Origin of the sequence: Nocardia sp. NPDC056611 (assembly GCF_042792755.1) — a bacterium.
Classification (GTDB): Bacteria; Actinomycetota; Actinomycetes; order Mycobacteriales; family Mycobacteriaceae; genus Nocardia.
The window spans coordinates 133,527-150,668 of record NZ_JBHTVV010000001.1 but is presented as its reverse complement, the minus strand read 5'-3'; the positions used below and the strand labels follow the sequence as shown (position 1 = coordinate 150,668).

Genomic DNA, 17,142 nt, shown 5'->3' with positions numbered 1-17,142 from the left:
TTCGTGCGTCCGGGATCAGAGCACGCCGTCGAGCTCGCCCAGGAGCTCGATGATGCGCTCGGCAGCCTTGCGGCGGCCCAGCCCCGCGACCGCGTGCAGCGCGGCGTCCAGCCGCTCGTCGCCCAGTGTCGAGCGGTGCAGGTCGAGGTGCCGGGTCCAGCGCATGGACGGATAGTCCTGGCGACCGAAGACCCGCTGCGACAACGCCAGCAGCTCCAGACCGCGATCGACCTCCGAGCCGGTGGCCAGCAGGCAACTGCCGACCGCGCACGCCACCGAACCCAGCTGCGGCAGATCCCAGTACTGGCCCAGCTTGCGGACCGCGATGTCGGTCAACTCGGCGGCCACCCGGCGGACCAGGTCCGCGCGGCCGTGCAGGACATGGGCGTCGATGGTCACCGCGGCCAGGATCATGTCGCCGGGGCCGGGCACGGTGACGCTCGCCGGCCAGTCCAGCAAGGGCAGCACCTGCCGGAACCGGCGTAACCCGGTGTCGGTGTCGCCTTCGACGAGTTCGATTTCCGCGAGCGCGGCCGCCACCACGGCCAGCCGGTGATTCGGCTGGGTCACGGGGGCATCGACCGCGGGAATGCCGCCGTAGGAGCCCAGCACCGGCTCCAATGCCCGCCGCGCCGCCGCCGGTTCGCCCGAACCCGCCAGCGCCACGGCCAGATAGCTGCGCATCTCGACGCTCTCGTCCCAGGCCCGGAACTCCTCCATGAGCTCGACGGTCCGGCGGTAGTAGCCGACCGCCGCCGGGTACCGGCCAGACTGGCCGTGCAAGCTGCCCAGGTGCTGGGAGGTCATCGCGGAGTTCCAGATGTCACGATCGGCATTGATGCGCATGGCGGTCTCGGCGTCGCGGATCGAGCCGTACACGATGCCGTTGTTCTCACACAGGTTGGCGCGCAACAACAGTGCCGTGACCTGGATCTGCTGATCGCTCGACCGCGTGCCGTAGGCCAGCCGCCTGGCCAGCTGCACGGTGGTGTACGACCGCGTCACCAGTTCGCCGAGAAAACGGAACACCGGGCTCATCGGAGCGCCGGAGCTCAGGGTGCGGCGGACCCAACTGCGGACCGTCGCCACCTCGCGCAGCTCGGGATTGCCGAACAGCATGTGCAGGCCCAGCATCAGATTGCCCAGCACCTGCAGATCGGTCTCCGCGGCGACCGGCGGGCGAACGCGGGCCGGCACCGTCATGATCCGCCGCGACCAGCTGATCAACTCCATGTGCGCGCCGCGCAGCACCCACAATCCCGCCAGCACCGGGAACACCGTGTGCACCACGGCCGCGTCCCGGCGCTCGACGGCGTGCCGCAGCACCGCGACCAGGTTGTCCTGTTCATCGGACAGGGTCAGCACGGTGGAGATCTGTTCGGGCGATTGATAACCGGCCACCGTCTCCACCGCGAAAGCCCTGGCCCACTCCGACATCCGGTCCATCAGCGGACCGGCCTCACCGGTGAGGGCGAGCTGCTCGTCGCCGAATTCCCGAACCGTTTCCAGCATCCGGTAGCGGGTGCCGCCCTGTTCGTCCTCCAGCACCGTCAGCAGGGACTGGCTCACCAGACCGTCGACCGCCGTGGGGACATCGCCGATCTCGGGTCCGGACAGCACTGTCTCGGCCGCGGCGAGGGTGAACCCCGCAGGAAATCGGCACAGCCGGCGCAGGGCGATGCGCTGCGGCTCGTCGAGCAGGTTCCAGCTCCACTCGATCACCGCGTACAGGGTGCGGTGCCGCTGCGGCGAACTGCGATCGCCGCTGCGCAGCAGGGTGAATCGGTGATCGAGGCGGGAGTCGATCTCCTCCACGCTCATGGTGCGCACCCGCGCCGCCGCCAATTCGATGGCCAGCGGCAGACCGTCCAGGGTGCGGCACAGCCGGGCCACCACCTCCGGGTCCAACCGCACCGACGGCCGCACCGAGCGGGCGCGGGCCTCGAACAGTTCGGTGGCGGGCGAGCCGGCGGAGTCGATTGTCAACGGCGGCAACGGGTAGACGGCCTCGGCCGTGATCTCCAGCGGCGCGCGGCTGGTGGTGAGCACGGTCAGCTGCTCGCTGGCGCCGACGAGGTCGGCCACCAGTTCGGCCACCGGCTCGATCAGGTGCTCGCAGTTGTCGAGTATGAGCAGGGTCGGCCGCACCGCCAGCGCGTCCCGCAGCCGCTGGCCGATATCACGGCGGCGCTGCTGGAGCAGCATGTTCGTCTCCCAGTCGGCGACGCCGAGGGTGGCGGCGATGGCGACCTCGATCTCGGCGCGGGTGTCGGCCGCGCCCGCCGCATCGGCGCGCAGCGAGGCCAACTCCACCAGCGCCACCGCGGTGTCGTGGGACAGGCGCGCGCCCAGCTCATTGGCGACGCGGGTCTTGCCGGTGCCGCCCGGGCCGAGCACCGTGGTCACCCGGGAGGTCCGGACCAGCTGCTCGAGCCGCTCCAGATCGGATTCGCGGCCCAGCAGGGGATTCGGCGCGACGCGCAAGCCGATAGCGGTCTCCCCCACCGGTTCCCGCACGCCCGCCGCGTGCTGTGCGCCCAGCACCCGGCGCAGGGAACGCACCTGTCCGGCGGTCACGGGCGCGTCGGACAGCGGCGCGCCAGGCGAATCCGCCTGTGCGCGAATCGCGATCGGCCCGCCGCCATGGCCGTTCCGGCGAGCGACCCGAACCGGGTCCGCGGGATCGACGGCCCCACTCGCCTCGGAACCCGGTCGCTCAGGACGACCTTCGCCCGCGTCGCCCTGGCTCGCCGAATAATCCTGACCACCCGGCCCACGCAGGCCTGCCGGAGTGCTGTCCGCCACCGGGTAGCCCGGGACCGCGATGATCCTCGTGCCCGCGCCGCCGTGGTCCGGAGTCGCGCTCCTCGGGGCGGCGGGCGCGCCGGGGAGCGGTTCGCCGCGCAGGATGGCGGTGTTCAGCGCCACCAGCGCGGGGCCCGGGTCCGCGCCGAGCTGGTCGACCAGGCGGGTGCGCAGGGTGGCGAAGACGTCGAGGGCCTCGTTGACGCGGCCCGACGTCGCCAGCAGACGCATGAGGGTGGCGTGCGCGGGCTCGTCGAACGGGTCGGCGGCCACGGCGTGCTGGGCCAGTTCGATGGCGGCGGGCAGATCGCCGATGGCCTCGCGGGCGGTCAGTTCCAGGGTGTCCAGGGCGCGGCGGCGGGTCGCGGCCTGAGCGGCCAGGTCCTCGGCGACCGGTCCGGGCGGCAGGTCCGCGCCGGGTTCGCCGCGCCACAGCACGCGGGCGGCGGCCAGCAGTTCCAGGCAGGCGGCGTGGTCACCGGCGGTATGGGCTTGGCGGGCTTGCCTTTCGAGAGACCGCGCCAGACTCAGGTCGACCTGGTCGGCGGTCAGCATGAGCCGGTATCCGGCCGGGCCGATCTCGAGCACGCCGTCGGGCAGCGCCGAACGCAGCCGCGAGACCTGGGTGTGCAGGGCGTTCATCGGCGCACGCGGCGGATCCTCACCCCACACCTCGTCGATCAGGGCCTGGGCGCTGCGGCTGCGGCCGGGGTGCACGGCCAGGGCCGCCACCAGCAGCCGGGCCCGGGCTCCGGGTACAGCGGTGAGCGCGCCGTCGCGGCGCAGGGCGATCTCACCCAGCAGTGCCACCAGGATCGAGTCGCCCACATCCGCCACCCGCGCGCTGCCCGCGCCGCTCGAACTGCCTTTTTCCGAATTCATTCCCAACCAATCGTAGGTGAGCGATCCCGCTGCCGCCGGACGCGCCGGGCCGCGAACGCGGGTACCGGCTTACCCGAGCGACCGGACTCGCGGCCACCGGTTTTGCCGAGGGTCGGCCGGCGGCCGGCGGCAGCACCTAGGCTCTGGGCATGGCCGAATTCGACATACAGCGGGAAACGGTCATCAAGGCCGATCCCGCTCAGGTTCAGGCGCTCGTCGACGACTTCCACCAGTGGCGCAAGTGGTCGCCGTGGGAGGACGCCGACCCCGCCATGGAACGCACCTACAGCGGGGCCGACCGCGGTATCGGGGCCCGCTACTTCTGGAACGGCAACCGCAAGGCCGGGCGCGGCGACATGGAGATCACCTCCGCCACCGCCGACGCCATCGGCATCAGACTGCACTTCGAGAAGCCGTTCAAGGCCACCAACCAGGTCACCTTCGAATTCCGCCCGCAGGGTGACACCACCGCCGTGACCTGGCGCATGCGCGGCGAGCAGAACGGCCTCATGGCCCTCGTCGGCAAACTGATGCCGATGGATCGCCTGGTGGGCAAGGACTTCGAGAAAGGCCTGGCCCAGCTCAAGGCCGCCGCCGAGGCCTGAGCCACACCGCCGTCGAACTGGGCGGGCACGGCCCGCGCCCCTCGCATTAGGCTGCGGTGCATGGCTACAGCAGCACAGTGGATCGAGGGCGCGCGGCCGCGCACCCTTCCGAACGCCATCGCCCCGGTGCTGGCGGGCACCGGCGCCGCGGCCTCGATCGGCGGGTTCGTGTGGTGGAAAGCGGTGCTGTGCCTGCTGCTTTCGGTGGCGCTCATCATCGGCGTCAACTACGCCAACGACTACTCCGACGGCATTCGCGGCACCGACGACGAGCGGGTCGGCCCGCTGCGGCTGGTCGGCTCCAAGCTCGCGAGTCCGGCCGCGGTGCGCAATGCCGCCATCGCCTGCCTCACGATCGGCGCGATCATCGGGCTGGTGCTGGTGTTCACCACCGCCTGGTGGCTGATCCTGGTCGGCGCGGCCTGCCTGGCCGGGGCGTGGTTCTACACCGGCGGCCGGAACCCGTACGGGTACAGCGGCTTCGGTGAGATCGCGGTGTTCGTGTTCTTCGGCCTGGTGGCGGTGCTGGGCACCGAGTTCGTGCAGGCCGGGCGGGTCGACTGGGCGGGGCTGGTGTGCGCGGTGTCGGTCGGCGCCTTCTCCAGCGCGGTGCTGGTCACCAATAATCTGCGCGACATCCCCACCGACACCGAGTCGGGCAAGCTCACCCTGGCCGTGCGGCTGGGCGACGCCCGCACCCGCACCCTGCACCAGGTGCTGATCCTGGTCCCGTTCCTGGCACTGGCCCTGCTGGCCTGGAGAAGTCCCTGGACCCTGGCCGCGCTGGTCGCGCTGCCGGCGGCGGTGAAAGCCAATGAGCCGGTCCGGTCCGGCGCGAACGGGCCGGGTCTGATTCCCGCCCTCGCCGGAACCGGTCAGGCGATGCTGATCTGGTCGATCGTGGTGGCCGCCGCGCTGGCCATCGGCTGACCCGCGCGGACGGTCCGCGGTGCTCAGTCCTCGTCGGGGACCAGGACGCCGAGCACCCAGTTCACCAGCGAGATGATGATGCCGCCGAGCACCGCGGCCCAGAATCCGTCCACCCGCAGGCCGTACTCCGTGGTCTCGGTGATCTTCGCGGTCAGCCACAGCATGAGCGCGTTGATCACCAGCAGGAACAGGCCCAGCGACACCACGATGAAGGGGAACGAGAGCACCTTCACGATCGGTTTCACGAGTGCGTTCACGATCGCGAACACGACCGTGATGGCCGCGATCACCAGGATCTTGCTCTGGGTGGTGTCTTCGGGGGTCTTGATCTCGATGCCGGTCACCCAGGCGGCGGCCAGCCAGATGGCCACCCCGTTGATCAGCAGACGTATCAGTAGCGTCATGCCCCGATCGTAGGGCGAGATCGGCGCGGCGGCCGGATATCGCGTACCGGCCGGACGGTGGCACCGGTCAGGCCGCGCGATCCAGGTACCCGGTCACCGCGTCCCGCAGGGTGCGGACCGCGTCGTCGTCGCCGATCAGGCGGCGGGTGACCGGGTTGGGCGCGCGCAGCACGGCCAGCACCATGTGCCCGGCCTCGATGCGGTCGGCCTTGCGGGCCAACGCCTCCCGCAGCGACAGCTCGACGATCTTCTTCGAATCCGAGGTGAAGGGAATGTGGCCGCGCGGGCCGCCTTCCGCCCCCCAGTACTTGCGCCAGCGCGATCCCTCGGGAGGAACGGCCGCCTCGTCGAGAGCGTTCTCGCCGAAGGTCGCCTCGAGGCTCTCCCGGACGGCGTCGAGATCGATGCCGATGGAGCGCAGGGCCTCCGCATCCTCGGCGCCGAGCGGTTCCCCGGTCCGCTTGCGGGCCAGCGCCTCTCGCACGTCGTCGGCGGTGAGGCCGTGCGCCGCAAGGATTTCCCGCAGGGCGCCGTCGGGGCAGACCAGCAGTCCGAGCAGCATGTGCTCGACCTCGATGGTCGAGGAGCACAGGTCGCGCGCTTCCTCCTGGGCCAGGACGACCGCGGTGCGGGCGGGTTTGGCGAATCGTTCGAACATCAGCGGATACCGCCCTTCCGGTTGTACTTCTGGTGGACCGCCTGCCGGCTGACCTCGAGCGCGTCGGCGATGGCCTGCCAGGACCAGCCCTGCGTGCGGGCATTGGTGACCTGGATGGCCTCGAGTCGCTCGAGCAACCGGCGCAGTGCGAGCACCGCGCGGAGCCCGACCTGGGGGTCGGGGCTGCCGGCGGCGGCCGCCAGAGTCGTTGCTTCACTCATGACTGTCAATTTACGTTGACATCCACGGCGCGTCAACGAAAATTGACACCAGAAGGGGGTGTTCGCCGTCAGCAGAAGGGGACGAAGGGGGCGTAGTCGCGCACGCAGCCGTCGGTCCAGTCCCACAGCTCGTCCGGGTCGGCCGGGATGCCGTTCTGGAGCCGCAGTCGCCAGCCGCCGGGCACCTTCTCCCACAGATCGCCGTCGCGATCCTTGTAGAGCCCGAACGCGGACGGCTCCCAGGCGTTGATCTTCGTGCCGCTCTGCGTGGTGATGGCGCTGCCGCGCGCCGATGAGATCACCCATGGCCCGAATGTGACATTCACATCTCCGGCCGACCGCGGTTGCTGCCCCAACTCGACTCCCCATTTGTTGTTGTTTCAAACTATTGGAGCAGAACGGACTGCCCGAACCCTCGTCCAGCGGGAACCACACGGGTATCCGTCGGCAACCGCGCGTGTAACTGACGGCCATACAAGTAAGGTCTGCCTAAGTAAATGGATGGAGTACCTACGTTCGGCGAGTACATTCGCCAGCGCCGCACCACCGCGAATCTCACGCGTCCCCAACTGGCCTGGCTGGCCAACCTCTCGGTGCCCTACCTGACCAAGATCGAAGGCGGCGCCAACCCCTCCCGACGGGTCATCGAATCCCTGGCGACCGCGCTCAAACTGACGCCGGTCGACTTCGAGTACGCGCTCGTGCTCGCCGAGGGACCGCTCCCGCGCATCGAACCCGACCTGCCGACCCCGGCCGACCTGGACTACCTGGACCTACTGAACCCGGGCATCGGCGCGTACGTCAGCGGACTGTGGGACATCCTCGCCGTCAACGCCGCGCACCAGGAGTTCTTCCCGGAACTGGTGGCCGGATCCAACTACCTGGAATGGCTGATCTTCAATCCGATCTCCCGGACCGTCATGGTGAACTGGGACAACGAGGTTCGCATGGCGGTCAGCCGCTTCCGCATGCAGCTGGCCCGCACCTGCGAGGAGGAGCGCGGCGCCCAGATCCTCGACCACTGCCTGGCCGATCCGGACTTCGCACTGCTGTGGCATTCGGACACGGTCGCGGTCGAGCGCGGGGATCTCACCAAGCTGGTGCGGGATCCGCGCACCCTGGCCATTACCGAGATGCGGATCAATATGTGGCGCACCCAATCCACGTTGCATTCGTGGCTTCTGGTGATGGGCACGGTGGTCGATCGACCCACCGCGGTGACCCGTCCGGTGATGCGGCAGCGCCCCGAAACGTCAAGGGCTATTAACACCTCAGAGGGTGGCGTTACCCCGTCGAGACGCGCGAAAAACGTTGCGCCAGGTAAGGATCCGATGCCCACAACCCCGTTGCAGCAACTCGATAGCAAACTTGCCGATGGGTGACCAACCGATATCGGCCGACCTGTCGTGCCGTGCGAAAACTAGCCCGACCAAGTACCGGTAGCGATGAATTCGGTCAGCACCGCGGTCGGCTCGGCCAAGCTCAGCCCCTGGTCGGCAACCCATACGTCATTGAAATAGGTTCCGGCATAACGGTCTCCGCCGTCACAGAGCAGCGTCACCACACTGCCGGTACGGTTCGCGGCGATCATCTCGGCAATCAGGGCAAAGGCCCCCCACAGATTGGTACCCGTGGAGCCGCCCACGCGCCGGCCCAGCACCGTGCTCGCGTGCCGCGTGGTCGCCACCGAGGCCGCGTCGGGCACCTCGATCATGCAGTCCACCACGGTCGGAATGAACGACGGTTCCACCCGCGGCCGGCCGATGCCCTCGATCCGGGACGGCATACCGGTCTGATAACCCAGGTCATCGAGCTCGTAACCGCCGTAGAACGCCGAGTTCTCCGGATCCACCACGGCCAGCCGGGTCTCGTGCCGCTTGTAGCGCAGGTAGCGGCCGATGGTCGCGCCGGTACCGCCGGTCCCCGCGCCCACCACCACCCACGCCGGCACGGGATGGGTCTCCAGGGTCATCTGCTGGAAGATGGACTCCGCGATGTTGTTGTTGCCGCGCCAGTCGGTGGCGCGCTCGGCATTGGTGAACTGGTCCATGTAGTGGCCGCCGGTCTCGGCCGCCAATCGCGCCGCCTCGGCATAGATGTCGGAGGCGCGTTCCACCAGGTGACAGCGTCCGCCCTGAGCCTCGATGAGGGCCAGCTTCTCCGGAGACGTCTTCGCCGGGACCACGGCCACGAAGTCCAGGCCCAGCATCTTGGCGAAATAGGCCTCGCTGATCGCGGTCGATCCTGACGAAGCCTCCACCACCGTGGTGCCCTCGGTGACCCAGCCGTTGCAAATGGCGTAGAGGAACAGTGATCTCGCCAGCCGGTGCTTGAGGCTGCCCGTCGGATGGGTGGATTCGTCCTTCAGATACAGCTGAACGCCCCACTCCGGTGGCAGCGGGTAGCGCAGCAAATGCGTGTCCGCGCTGCGCTGGGAGTCCGCGTCGATGAGCCGGACGGCATTGTCCACCCAGGCCCGGGGTGCGCTGCGATCGCAGCGTTTCACTGCTCGCCCTTGCCCTGCAGCCTCGAGCGCAGCTGGTCGCGGTCGGCGCGGCGCTTGGCGTCCACGGCGGCGATGTCCCGGTTCACCTGGGTCCGCAGCTTCTTGAACAGCACCAGCGACAGCGGCATGGCGATGAGCAGCGCGAACAGCAGGGCGACGATGAGGGGAATGGACACCTTCACCGTGGCGGCGACGCCCACGATGATCGCGGTGATGACGGCGACCAGCCCGAGCCGGGCCACCGTGTAGAGGGCCAGATTGCGCGCCAGGCTACGGCCCGCACCGTCGGGTCGGGTTGCTTCACTCACGCGGTCCAGACTAGGGGACGGCGGATCGGGAAACGGCCGCGACCCTCGTCCGCCCAGGTCAGACAGGCCAACCGGTCTGTATGTCGCTGGCCGTTCGCTACAGCGCGGCCAAACGTGACCGTAAACACATAACGGATATCCGTTTTGTCTATTACTTCCTCTTTACCAAAGCGAGACCGTTCGAACACCCAGGGGGTGCAGTGCAACGATGTCGCTACTGATGAGGGATCTGTCGAAACGGAAAGGTTTGCGAATGACTGCGTTCACCGCGGCGAGCCGCGCATTGGGTTCCGTCACCGGTCAGGACACCCTGCTCACCCCAGGCCAAGTCGCTGCCATGTTCCATGTCGATCCGAAGACCGTGACCCGGTGGGCTCACGCGGGTCGGCTCGGCTCCCTGCGGACTCCGGGCGGTCACCGCCGGTTCCGGGAGTCCGAAGTTCTGCAACTCCTGCGGTCCCTCACCACCGAGGCCCGCGTGTAGCACCGATATTCACGGATTACCGCCCGCTTCACGTGCCGCGGGTACGCGCTCGGATTACCCTCGAAGTCAGGAGGTGAGCGACGTGGCGTACCTGTTGGCACTCATCGCGGTAGTGACCGTCGCGATGCTGTGCTGGAAGGCCTTCGGACCCCAGCGATCGGCCGGCACCGGCCCAGCACCCGCTCGGCGCAACCGCGTTATCGGTCCCGAAGACGATCCGGATTTCCTCGCCAAGCTCTCCCGGGAGCATCGCGACGGCGAATCCACCTGATTTACCGAAGTTCCGCCAATGAAGTAGCCATAGCGATATATGTGACCGTCCCCCGTGGAACCGCTTCGGCGCAGCCCACGGGGGATCGTCGTTTTTTCCTGGTCTGGTCCGCGCCCGACGCGCGCATACTGGGGCAGTCCGGTTCCACAGCGGGGCCCATCCGGAGGTGCCTGATGGAGCGTGAACAGAACCTGTCGCAGGACGCCCGGCGCAAAGCCGGGGACGAACGAGCCGCCGCACGGCGGGCCGAGCGACACGGGCAACTATCGGACATGCACCTGATCCGTGAGGAATCGGGCGCGGACTACGAGCCGCTGACTCGGGGTCAGGTGCGTATGACCGACGTCGAACTAGGCGAGTACGAGCACGGCTGAGCAAACCCTCAGTGGCTGAGGGCGTCCTCCTCCGCCTTGCGGCGCAGGTTCTCGGCGACCTCGGCCTCCCAGGCCTCGTTCGCCTTGGTGGTGTCGACCTCGAACTCGAAGCGCTGCACCGACTTCGGGTCGACGTCGGCGACGTCCACGTAGAACTGGTCGTACCAACGGCGCAGCTGGTAGACCGGGCCGTCCTCCTCGGTCAGCAGCGGGTTCTCGATCTTGGACTTGTGCTTCCAGATCTCGACGTCCTGCAGGAAGCCGTCGCCGATGCCCTTGGTCATCTTCTTGGCGATCTTGTCGGCCTGGGCGTCGTCCACACCCTGCGGCTTGCGCACCGACATGCCGTACTGCAGCACGAACGCGTCCTGCGAGATCGGGTAGTGGCAGTTGATCAGCACGGTCTCGAGCTCGAAGCCGCTGTAGTTGTTGACCAGCGGATTGACCATGTACGACGGGCCGAAGTACGAGGCCACCGACTTCAGGGTGGAGTCGCCGCCGTACTGGGTGGCCATGCCCTTGTCCGGGCGGGCCGTGGAGTCCAGGTACTGGGTCGCGATGTGGCCCTCGAAGACGTTCTTGAAGTACGTCGGGTACGCGTAGTGGATGTAGAAGAAGTGCGCCATATCCACGACGTTGTCGATGATCTCGCGGCAGTTGGAGCCCTCGATGATCATGGACTCCCAGGTCCAGTCGGTCCAGCCGTCCCCGATCGTCTCCAGGCCGTTGCCCTCGGCGTCGGTGAACGGACCCTCGATGTAGGGGATCGTCACCTCGTCGGTGGGCGGGTTGCCCTCGTGGTCGTGCCACACGAACAGTTGTCCGTTGCGCTCCAAGGTGATCCACGAGCGCGTGCGCGCCAGCGGCGGCACTCGGCGGGCATACGGGATGCCGGTGCACTTGCCGTTGCCGCCCCAGCGCCAGTCGTGGAACGGGCACGCGATGGAGTCGCCCTTGACCTCACCCATGCTCAGATCGCCGCCGAGGTGACGGCAGTACGAGTCGAGCACGTGCAGTTCGTTCTTGCTGTCGGCGAAGATCACCAGCTTGGTCCCGAAGGCCGAAACCTGGTGCGGCTTACCGTCGCGGAACGCGCCGGCCAGTCCGAGGCAGTGCCATCCCCGCGCGTACCGCGTCGGCGCCTCGCCCACATCGATCTCGCGCACCTTGCGAACCCGGCCCTCCGGCGTCACTGCCATCTCGAGCACCCCTTCACTAAAACTAGAACGTGTTCTAATCACTGTCGCTTAATACCGTACAGCGCAACAGCACTCAGGGGTAGTGCCAGCACGAAGAAGGCCCCGGCACGGATGTGCCGGGGCCTTCGAGAACAGCTGGATCAGTTCAGTCCGGCATACGAGTGCAGGCCGCTGACCACGATGTTGATGATGAAGAGGTTGAAGAGCATGGCGACGAAACCGGCGATGTTGATCCAGGCGGCCTTGGTGTCGCGCCAGCCGGAGGTGGCGCGGGCGTGCAGGTAGGCGGCGTAGAGAACCCACGCGATGAAGGAGCAGGTCTCCTTCGGGTCCCAGCCCCAGAAGCGGCCCCAGGCGGCCTCCGCCCAGATCGCGCCCAGGATGACGCCCGCGCCGAAGATGGGGAAGCCGATGATGGTGGTGCGGTACGCCAGGCGGTCCAGGAGCTGGGCGTCGGGGAGGCGGCGGGCCAGCTGGCCCCAGATGTTGTCGGCCTCCGCGCCCGCGGGCTGCCAGATGCGGAACAGGAACAGCAGGCTCGCGATACCCGAGACCAGGAAGACGCCCGAACCGATCGAGATCACGGTGACATGGATCGGGAGCCAGTAGGACTTCAGGGCGGGGACGACGGGAGCCGCGTCCACGTGCAGCTTGGTGCCCGCCAGGAACAGCAGGATCAGGACCGGGGTCAGCAGGAACGACCACATGCCGCGGTAGCGCTGGTCGTTCAGCAGGACCAGGCCGAGCAGGACCGCGGCGGCACAGGCCATCGAGATGAACTCGAACATATTGCCCAGCGGGAAACGGTGGGTCGCGAAGCCGCGCAAGACGATCGAGGCCACGTGCACGCCGAAGCCGACGAACAGGACCGCGAAGCCCATGTTGCCGAGACGCTCGGAGAACGGGCGACCGGCGCCGCGCGACTCCACCTTGCCGGGCACGTTCGGCGCGGGCGGCTCGGCGACCGGTTCGGAACCGCCACCGGCGGTGACCAATTCGCGGGTGGTGGTCGGCACCGTGCGAGTGAGGGCGAACTGCCAGACCAGCATGATCCAGACCAGCGCGTAGATCACGATGGCCGATTTGAATCCGAGATCGCTGTAGGAGGCGAGATTCTCGTCGATCGGCATTACTTCTCTCCCGTCAGCAGCCGCTCACGCAGGCGGTCGAACTCGCCGCCCCAGCCGGCCTGGTCGGTGCGGGCCAAACCACCCATTTCTACTACGGTACGTCGTACACCGTCGGACGCCTCGCCGGGGTACACCCGCAACCAGATGCGACGGCGCTTCACCAGCAGCGACACCAACAGGCCCGCCATCATGGTCAATGCCGTCACCAGCACCCACTGCTGCGCCGGATCGTGCGAGACCTGCAGGTTCACGAACTCTTCCGCGCCGTCGAAGGTCACCTTGGTGCCATCGGACAGGGTCGAGGTCTCCCCCGGCTTCAGGTTCACCCGCTGTTCCTTCACCAGCCGGCCCTGCTTGATCATCTCCGGATCCAGCGCGAACAGCGACTGCGCGCGGCCGGTGTCCAGACCGGTGTCGCCCTTGTAGATGTCGATGGCCACCGCGGGATCGTTCATCGCCGGATACCGGGAGGTGAGCAGCTGGCCGTGCATGAGCGCGGTCGGCGCGAACAGGCCCTGGATCGCCACCTGATGCTTGCGGCGCTCCTCCTCGCTCGGATACATGCCGCCCGGCGGGTCGATGCGCAGCACGCCCGAGGACAGGAAGGTGGTGGCGTCGTCCGGCTTCCACTGGATGGCCTCGGTGCGGGTCTGCCCGTTCGGGAAGGTCACCGTGAACTTGGGCGCGAAACCGTGGCCCTGCAGGTACACCCGGTCCCCGGCGACGCGCAGCGGATGGTTCACCTGGATGGTGGTGTCGTTCCACTGTCCGGAGGCCAGGTCGGCGCCGGTCTGGTACTGGATGTTCGAGGTGAACATCGCCGCCTGACCGTTCTTCAGGTAGTCGGCCTTGAAGTCCTTGACCCGCACGCACATCGGGGTCAGCCCGGTGCCGTCGTTGACATTGCCCGCGCGGAACGAGTCGAACACCGCGGGCGAAGTGGTGCAGAAGCCGGGGCCGTCATTGGCGAGCACCACGACATTGCCCTCGTAGCCGAACAGCTTGCCGATCGCGATCGCCGCCAGCAGGCCCACCAGTGCGAGGTGGAAGACCAGGTTGCCGAGTTCGCGGGTGTAGCCCTTCTCCGCGGACAGGGTCAGCTCCCCGTCCCGATCGCCCGGCTGCACCACCGTGCGCCAGCCCCGCATCTGGCCGCGGGCCCGGTCCAGCACCTGCTCCGGGGTCTCCGCGTCGGTGCCGGACCAGTGGTGCGGCAGGCGGGACAGGTTGCGCGGGGCCTTGGTCAGCGGCGCGCGCAAGGCCCGGTAGTGGTCCACGCAGCGCGGCAGGATGCAACCCACCAGCGAGACGAACAGCAGCACGTAGACGGCCGTGAACCAGAAGCTGGAGAACACGTCGAACAGCTGCAACCGGTCCATCCACGGACCCAGGGTCGCGCGATTGCGGATGTAATCGTCGACCTTGCCCGCGTTGAGACTGCGCTGCGGCAGCAGCGCGCCCGGAATGGCGGCCAGGGCCAGCAGGAACAGCAGCATGAGCGCGGTGCGCATGCTGGTCAGGCCGCGCCAGGTGTTGCGGAGCAGACCGAGGCCGCGGCGCAGCGGCGACTGACGCGGCGGACGGGCGGGGGCGCTGGGGGTTTCGATGGTGGCAGTCATGTCAGATCGGCAGGGTCACATTCGAGACGAAGGCGTCGCGGACCCAGGAGACGAACACGTCCCACGATCCGGTCACCAGGGCGATGCCGACGGCCACCAACAGCAGCCCGCCGGTCACCTGGATGGTGCGGGAATTACGGCGCAGCCAGCCGACGGCCCGCAACGCGGTCGCCGAACCGAAGGCCAGGATGATGAACGGCAGCCCCAGGCCGAGGCAGTACGCCACGATCAGCGCCACGCCGCGCACCGCGGTGGTGCCCTCGGTGCCCGCCGACACCGCCATCACACCCGACAGCGTCGGGCCCAGGCACGGGGTCCAGCCGAGCGCGAACACCGCGCCCAGCAGCGGGGCCCCGACGATGCCGGTGAAACGGCGCGGCTCCATGCGGGTGTCGCGCTGCAGCATCGGGATCAGGCCGATGAAGGCCAGACCCATCACGATGGTCACCACGCCGCCGACCCGTTGCAGCAGTTCACGATTGAGGGTCAGCGCCTGCATGGTGCCGAACACGGTGGTGGCGGCCAGCACGAACACGACGGTGAAGCCCGCCACGAACAGCGCCGCCGCGCCCGCCACCCGCAGGCGCGCCGAATTGCGGCCCGCCACCGCGGTCTTCGCGCTCCGCGCCGACTCCACCGTCACCGGCGGGGCCTCCGCGCCGACCACGCCGGCCAGATACGACAGGTAGCCGGGAACCAAGGGCACCACGCACGGCGAGGCGAACGACACCAGGCCCGCCAGCAGGCACGCGCCCAGCGCGAGCAGCAGCGGTCCGGAGGCGGCGGTCTGCTGGAACGAATCCCCCACGCTCGCCAGGTAGGTCACGTGATTCACTGCTCGGCCGCCAGTCGATCCACCACCGGCCGCAGGTCCTCGGCCAGCAGGCTGCGCAAGAACACCGCCGCCACCCGATGCTGCTTGTCCAGCACGATGGTGGTGGGGATGACGCTGGTCGGGAACTTGCCGCCGAGCGCGAGCAGGCTGCGCATGGCCGGGTCGTAGACGGAGGGGTAACCGACCTTGTTGTCGGTCACGAAATCCTGGGCCTTGTCCTTCTGGTTGTCGCGCACGTTGATACCCAGGAAGGCGACGCCATTGTCCTTGGTCGCCTCGTAAACCTGTTCCAGCGCACCGACTTCCGCGCGGCACGGGCCACACCACTGGCCCCAGATATTGAGTACCACGACCTTGCCGGGGAAATCGTCCACCGACGTGGTCTTGCCGTCGTGCATCAGATCCGGGCCGGACAGCTTGCCGATGGTGCCACGCGCGGACGGCGGATCGTAGAAGATCTCCGTCTTGCCGCCCGGCGAGACGAAATCGAAGGTGCCGCCCTGGGCCACCGCGTCCTTGCCCGCCGTCGTGCACCCGGCGAGCAGGGCCACCACGGTCAGCCCCGCCAGCAGGCCCGCCACCCGCCGCAGCGGGTGACGGACGAACGCGGGCCGGGACGCGATGGCGCGGCTCATGCTGCGCCCTCCAGGCATGAGCGGGGTGCCTGCGTGGTCACGCAAGCCGCCGCCTCCGGGCCTGACCCGCTCATGCCCCGGTCACCGTGGGATCGGAGGCGCCGGCGGGCTCCGAGTAGACGATGTCGATCAACGTATCGCCCTGGTAGACCAGAGAAGTCAGCGACGCCAGCGAGCACTGCCGGTTCCGCGGGTCGTGCCAGAGGCGCTGCCCCTGCAGGAAACGGCGCAGCGTCCACACCGGCAGCTGATGCGACACCAGCACGGCCTCGCGACCGGCGGCCTCCACCCGCGCCTTGTTCACCGCGGCCAGCATGCGGTGCGCGATCTGCAGATACGGCTCGCCCCAGGACGGGGTGAACGGGTCGCGCAACTTCCACCAGTGGCGGGGCTTGCGCAGCGCACCGTCGCTCGCCGAGACCCGCAGGCCCTCGAAGGTGTTGCCCGCCTCGATCAGATTGTCGTCGGTGCGGATGATCAGGCCGTGGCCCTTGGCGATCGGATCCGCGGTCTCCTGCGCGCGCTGCAGCGGCGAGGCCACCACCAGCGCGATGTCGTGATCGGACAGCGAACGCGCCACGGCCTGGGCCTGCGCGCGGCCGGTCACCGACAGCTGGAAACCGGCCAGGCGGCCGTAGAGGACACCGTTCGGATTGTGAACCTCGCCGTGGCGCATGACGTGGACGATCGTCTCGACGTCACTGGCCACGTCACCGGGGAGGATCAGGCCGCCACCGGTGCCGGAGACCGGGGCCGGAGCCTCGGTGTCGGCGACCGTGAGGTCGGCTTCCGAGACGACGGACTCGTCGGTCTGGGGATCGACCTCGACAACGATCTCGGACGAGAACGCGGCGGGGGCGGATTCCACGGCCTCGGCGGGGGCGGGCTCCGTGGCCTCAGCGGGCGCGGGCTCCGTGGCCTCAGCGCGCGCGGGCTCCGCGGCCTCAGCGGGCGCGGAGTCCGCCGGCTCGGCGGTCTCCTCGGCCCGGGTGGGGGCGGCGAACCGCTCGGCCGCGGCGACGGCGGCCTCGAAGACCGGCTCGGGGTCCTCGGTCACGACCACGCCGGAATCGTCGGATTCCGTTGCGGCGGGCTCGGGTTCGGCCTCGGCCACTGGTGCGACGGTCACGTCGCCCGCCGGGGCGACAGCGATGTTCTCACCGGTCTCGGCGAGTTCGTCCTCGGCTTGGCGGATGGAATCCAGGAGGCGGGTGGCCTCTTCGGCGGAGAGAGGAGCCTCGTGCTGGGCGGGGGCGGGTACGCCCGAGTCGGGGTG

The 17,142-nt window shown here is 68.7% G+C and carries 19 protein-coding genes; 6 read left to right on the top strand and 13 right to left on the bottom strand.

Going from position 1 to position 17,142, the window contains the following annotated elements; genetic code table 11:
• Nucleotides 1-15: 15 nt before the first annotated feature.
• Nucleotides 16-3,687: a BTAD domain-containing putative transcriptional regulator gene (locus tag ACFRAQ_RS00785; protein WP_379092243.1), complete on the bottom strand. Its 3,672-nt coding sequence runs from the start codon at nucleotides 3,685-3,687 to the stop codon at nucleotides 16-18.
• A 149-nt stretch (nucleotides 3,688-3,836) separates the two neighbouring features.
• Here ACFRAQ_RS00785 and ACFRAQ_RS00780 point away from each other — a divergent pair, with 149 nt between their 5' ends.
• Nucleotides 3,837-4,292 carry an SRPBCC family protein gene (locus tag ACFRAQ_RS00780; protein WP_379092240.1) on the top strand — a complete coding sequence of 152 codons (456 nt, stop codon included), beginning with the start codon at nucleotides 3,837-3,839 and terminating at the stop codon, nucleotides 4,290-4,292.
• 60 nt (nucleotides 4,293-4,352) lie between these two features.
• Nucleotides 4,353-5,222 carry a 1,4-dihydroxy-2-naphthoate polyprenyltransferase gene (locus tag ACFRAQ_RS00775; protein ID WP_379092238.1) on the top strand — a complete coding sequence of 290 codons (870 nt, stop codon included), beginning with the start codon at nucleotides 4,353-4,355 and terminating at the stop codon, nucleotides 5,220-5,222.
• Nucleotides 5,223-5,245: 23 nt separating this feature from the next.
• On the opposite strand, the gene ACFRAQ_RS00770 is transcribed toward ACFRAQ_RS00775, so the two are convergent.
• The 4 genes from ACFRAQ_RS00770 to ACFRAQ_RS00755 all read right to left on the bottom strand — a co-directional run bounded on the left by ACFRAQ_RS00770 (nucleotide 5,246) and on the right by ACFRAQ_RS00755 (nucleotide 6,807).
• A complete protein-coding gene (locus tag ACFRAQ_RS00770; protein WP_357281832.1) occupies nucleotides 5,246-5,626 on the bottom strand; it encodes a phage holin family protein in 381 nt (126 codons plus the stop codon).
• 67 nt (nucleotides 5,627-5,693) lie between these two features.
• Entirely contained in the window at nucleotides 5,694-6,284 is a 591-nt protein-coding gene (locus tag ACFRAQ_RS00765) for a Clp protease N-terminal domain-containing protein (protein ID WP_379092235.1), read from the bottom strand.
• On the bottom strand, nucleotides 6,284-6,505 hold the full coding sequence (locus ACFRAQ_RS00760) for a helix-turn-helix domain-containing protein (protein ID WP_147207290.1): 222 nt from the start codon (nucleotides 6,503-6,505) through the stop codon (nucleotides 6,284-6,286). The genes ACFRAQ_RS00765 and ACFRAQ_RS00760 overlap by 1 nt, the downstream gene beginning before the upstream one ends.
• Nucleotides 6,506-6,573: 68 nt before the next feature.
• The gene (locus ACFRAQ_RS00755; RefSeq protein WP_379092232.1) at nucleotides 6,574-6,807 is read right to left on the bottom strand and encodes a hypothetical protein; all 234 of its coding nucleotides are present in this window, start codon (nucleotides 6,805-6,807) and stop codon (nucleotides 6,574-6,576) included.
• 195 nt (nucleotides 6,808-7,002) lie between these two features.
• On the opposite strand from ACFRAQ_RS00755, the gene ACFRAQ_RS00750 reads away from it, so the two are divergent.
• The gene (locus ACFRAQ_RS00750) at nucleotides 7,003-7,887 is read left to right on the top strand and encodes a helix-turn-helix domain-containing protein (RefSeq protein ID WP_379092229.1); all 885 of its coding nucleotides are present in this window, start codon (nucleotides 7,003-7,005) and stop codon (nucleotides 7,885-7,887) included.
• A gap of 38 nt (nucleotides 7,888-7,925) precedes the next feature.
• Here ACFRAQ_RS00750 and ACFRAQ_RS00745 read toward each other — a convergent pair whose 3' ends face one another.
• Complete coding sequence (locus tag ACFRAQ_RS00745) at nucleotides 7,926-9,011, bottom strand: PLP-dependent cysteine synthase family protein (RefSeq protein ID WP_379092226.1); 1,086 nt, start codon at nucleotides 9,009-9,011, stop codon at nucleotides 7,926-7,928.
• The gene (locus ACFRAQ_RS00740) at nucleotides 9,008-9,319 is read right to left on the bottom strand and encodes a DUF4229 domain-containing protein (RefSeq protein ID WP_379092223.1); all 312 of its coding nucleotides are present in this window, start codon (nucleotides 9,317-9,319) and stop codon (nucleotides 9,008-9,010) included. The genes ACFRAQ_RS00745 and ACFRAQ_RS00740 overlap by 4 nt, the downstream gene beginning before the upstream one ends.
• Nucleotides 9,320-9,572: 253 nt before the next feature.
• On the opposite strand from ACFRAQ_RS00740, the gene ACFRAQ_RS00735 reads away from it, so the two are divergent.
• The 3 genes from ACFRAQ_RS00735 (at nucleotide 9,573) to ACFRAQ_RS00725 (ending at nucleotide 10,448) form a co-directional block, all read left to right on the top strand.
• The gene (locus tag ACFRAQ_RS00735) at nucleotides 9,573-9,803 is read left to right on the top strand and encodes a BldC family transcriptional regulator (protein WP_213559159.1); all 231 of its coding nucleotides are present in this window, start codon (nucleotides 9,573-9,575) and stop codon (nucleotides 9,801-9,803) included.
• Between the two features lie 82 nt (nucleotides 9,804-9,885).
• Nucleotides 9,886-10,074 carry a hypothetical protein gene (locus ACFRAQ_RS00730; RefSeq protein WP_357281842.1) on the top strand — a complete coding sequence of 63 codons (189 nt, stop codon included), beginning with the start codon at nucleotides 9,886-9,888 and terminating at the stop codon, nucleotides 10,072-10,074.
• A gap of 173 nt (nucleotides 10,075-10,247) precedes the next feature.
• Nucleotides 10,248-10,448 carry a hypothetical protein gene (locus tag ACFRAQ_RS00725; protein ID WP_357281844.1) on the top strand — a complete coding sequence of 67 codons (201 nt, stop codon included), beginning with the start codon at nucleotides 10,248-10,250 and terminating at the stop codon, nucleotides 10,446-10,448.
• A gap of 8 nt (nucleotides 10,449-10,456) precedes the next feature.
• Here the strand turns inward: ACFRAQ_RS00725 and ACFRAQ_RS00720 are convergent, their stop codons facing one another.
• The 6 genes from ACFRAQ_RS00720 to ACFRAQ_RS00695 form a co-directional block, all read right to left on the bottom strand.
• Complete coding sequence (locus ACFRAQ_RS00720; protein WP_379092219.1) at nucleotides 10,457-11,647, bottom strand: Rieske 2Fe-2S domain-containing protein; 1,191 nt, start codon at nucleotides 11,645-11,647, stop codon at nucleotides 10,457-10,459.
• A 140-nt stretch (nucleotides 11,648-11,787) separates the two neighbouring features.
• Entirely contained in the window at nucleotides 11,788-12,777 is a 990-nt protein-coding gene (gene ccsB / locus ACFRAQ_RS00715) for a c-type cytochrome biogenesis protein CcsB (RefSeq protein ID WP_379092215.1), read from the bottom strand.
• Nucleotides 12,777-14,396 (bottom strand): cytochrome c biogenesis protein ResB, encoded by a 1,620-nt coding sequence (locus ACFRAQ_RS00710; protein WP_379092212.1) that lies wholly within the window; start codon nucleotides 14,394-14,396, stop codon nucleotides 12,777-12,779. Before ACFRAQ_RS00710 ends, ccsB begins: the two co-directional genes overlap by 1 nt.
• A gap of 1 nt (nucleotide 14,397) precedes the next feature.
• Nucleotides 14,398-15,222, bottom strand: a complete 825-nt coding sequence (locus ACFRAQ_RS00705; RefSeq protein ID WP_357281851.1) for a cytochrome c biogenesis CcdA family protein — start codon at nucleotides 15,220-15,222, stop codon at nucleotides 14,398-14,400.
• Nucleotides 15,223-15,227: 5 nt separating this feature from the next.
• The gene (locus ACFRAQ_RS00700) at nucleotides 15,228-15,866 is read right to left on the bottom strand and encodes a TlpA family protein disulfide reductase (RefSeq protein ID WP_379092209.1); all 639 of its coding nucleotides are present in this window, start codon (nucleotides 15,864-15,866) and stop codon (nucleotides 15,228-15,230) included.
• A gap of 70 nt (nucleotides 15,867-15,936) precedes the next feature.
• On the bottom strand, nucleotides 15,937-16,542 hold the full coding sequence (locus ACFRAQ_RS00695) for a histidine phosphatase family protein (RefSeq protein ID WP_379095695.1): 606 nt from the start codon (nucleotides 16,540-16,542) through the stop codon (nucleotides 15,937-15,939).
• Nucleotides 16,543-17,142 lie beyond the last annotated feature (600 nt).

What these genes read in the sequence shown, in the direction of transcription:
- ACFRAQ_RS00760 (WP_147207290.1), bottom strand. Translation starts at nt 6,505, where the DNA reads ATGAGTGAAGCAACGACTCTGGCGGCCGCCGCCGGCAGCCCCGACCCC.
- ACFRAQ_RS00750 (WP_379092229.1), top strand. Translation starts at nt 7,003, where the DNA reads ATGGATGGAGTACCTACGTTCGGCGAGTACATTCGCCAGCGCCGCACC.
- ACFRAQ_RS00785 (WP_379092243.1), bottom strand. Translation starts at nt 3,687, where the DNA reads ATGAATTCGGAAAAAGGCAGTTCGAGCGGCGCGGGCAGCGCGCGGGTG.
- ACFRAQ_RS00780 (WP_379092240.1), top strand. Translation starts at nt 3,837, where the DNA reads ATGGCCGAATTCGACATACAGCGGGAAACGGTCATCAAGGCCGATCCC.
- ACFRAQ_RS00700 (WP_379092209.1), bottom strand. Translation starts at nt 15,866, where the DNA reads ATGAGCCGCGCCATCGCGTCCCGGCCCGCGTTCGTCCGTCACCCGCTG.
- ACFRAQ_RS00775 (WP_379092238.1), top strand. Translation starts at nt 4,353, where the DNA reads ATGGCTACAGCAGCACAGTGGATCGAGGGCGCGCGGCCGCGCACCCTT.
- ACFRAQ_RS00735 (WP_213559159.1), top strand. Translation starts at nt 9,573, where the DNA reads ATGACTGCGTTCACCGCGGCGAGCCGCGCATTGGGTTCCGTCACCGGT.
- ACFRAQ_RS00720 (WP_379092219.1), bottom strand. Translation starts at nt 11,647, where the DNA reads ATGGCAGTGACGCCGGAGGGCCGGGTTCGCAAGGTGCGCGAGATCGAT.
- ACFRAQ_RS00725 (WP_357281844.1), top strand. Translation starts at nt 10,248, where the DNA reads ATGGAGCGTGAACAGAACCTGTCGCAGGACGCCCGGCGCAAAGCCGGG.
- ccsB (WP_379092215.1), bottom strand. Translation starts at nt 12,777, where the DNA reads ATGCCGATCGACGAGAATCTCGCCTCCTACAGCGATCTCGGATTCAAA.
- ACFRAQ_RS00765 (WP_379092235.1), bottom strand. Translation starts at nt 6,284, where the DNA reads ATGTTCGAACGATTCGCCAAACCCGCCCGCACCGCGGTCGTCCTGGCC.
- ACFRAQ_RS00770 (WP_357281832.1), bottom strand. Translation starts at nt 5,626, where the DNA reads ATGACGCTACTGATACGTCTGCTGATCAACGGGGTGGCCATCTGGCTG.
- ACFRAQ_RS00710 (WP_379092212.1), bottom strand. Translation starts at nt 14,396, where the DNA reads ATGACTGCCACCATCGAAACCCCCAGCGCCCCCGCCCGTCCGCCGCGT.
- ACFRAQ_RS00695 (WP_379095695.1), bottom strand. Translation starts at nt 16,542, where the DNA reads ATGCGCCACGGCGAGGTTCACAATCCGAACGGTGTCCTCTACGGCCGC.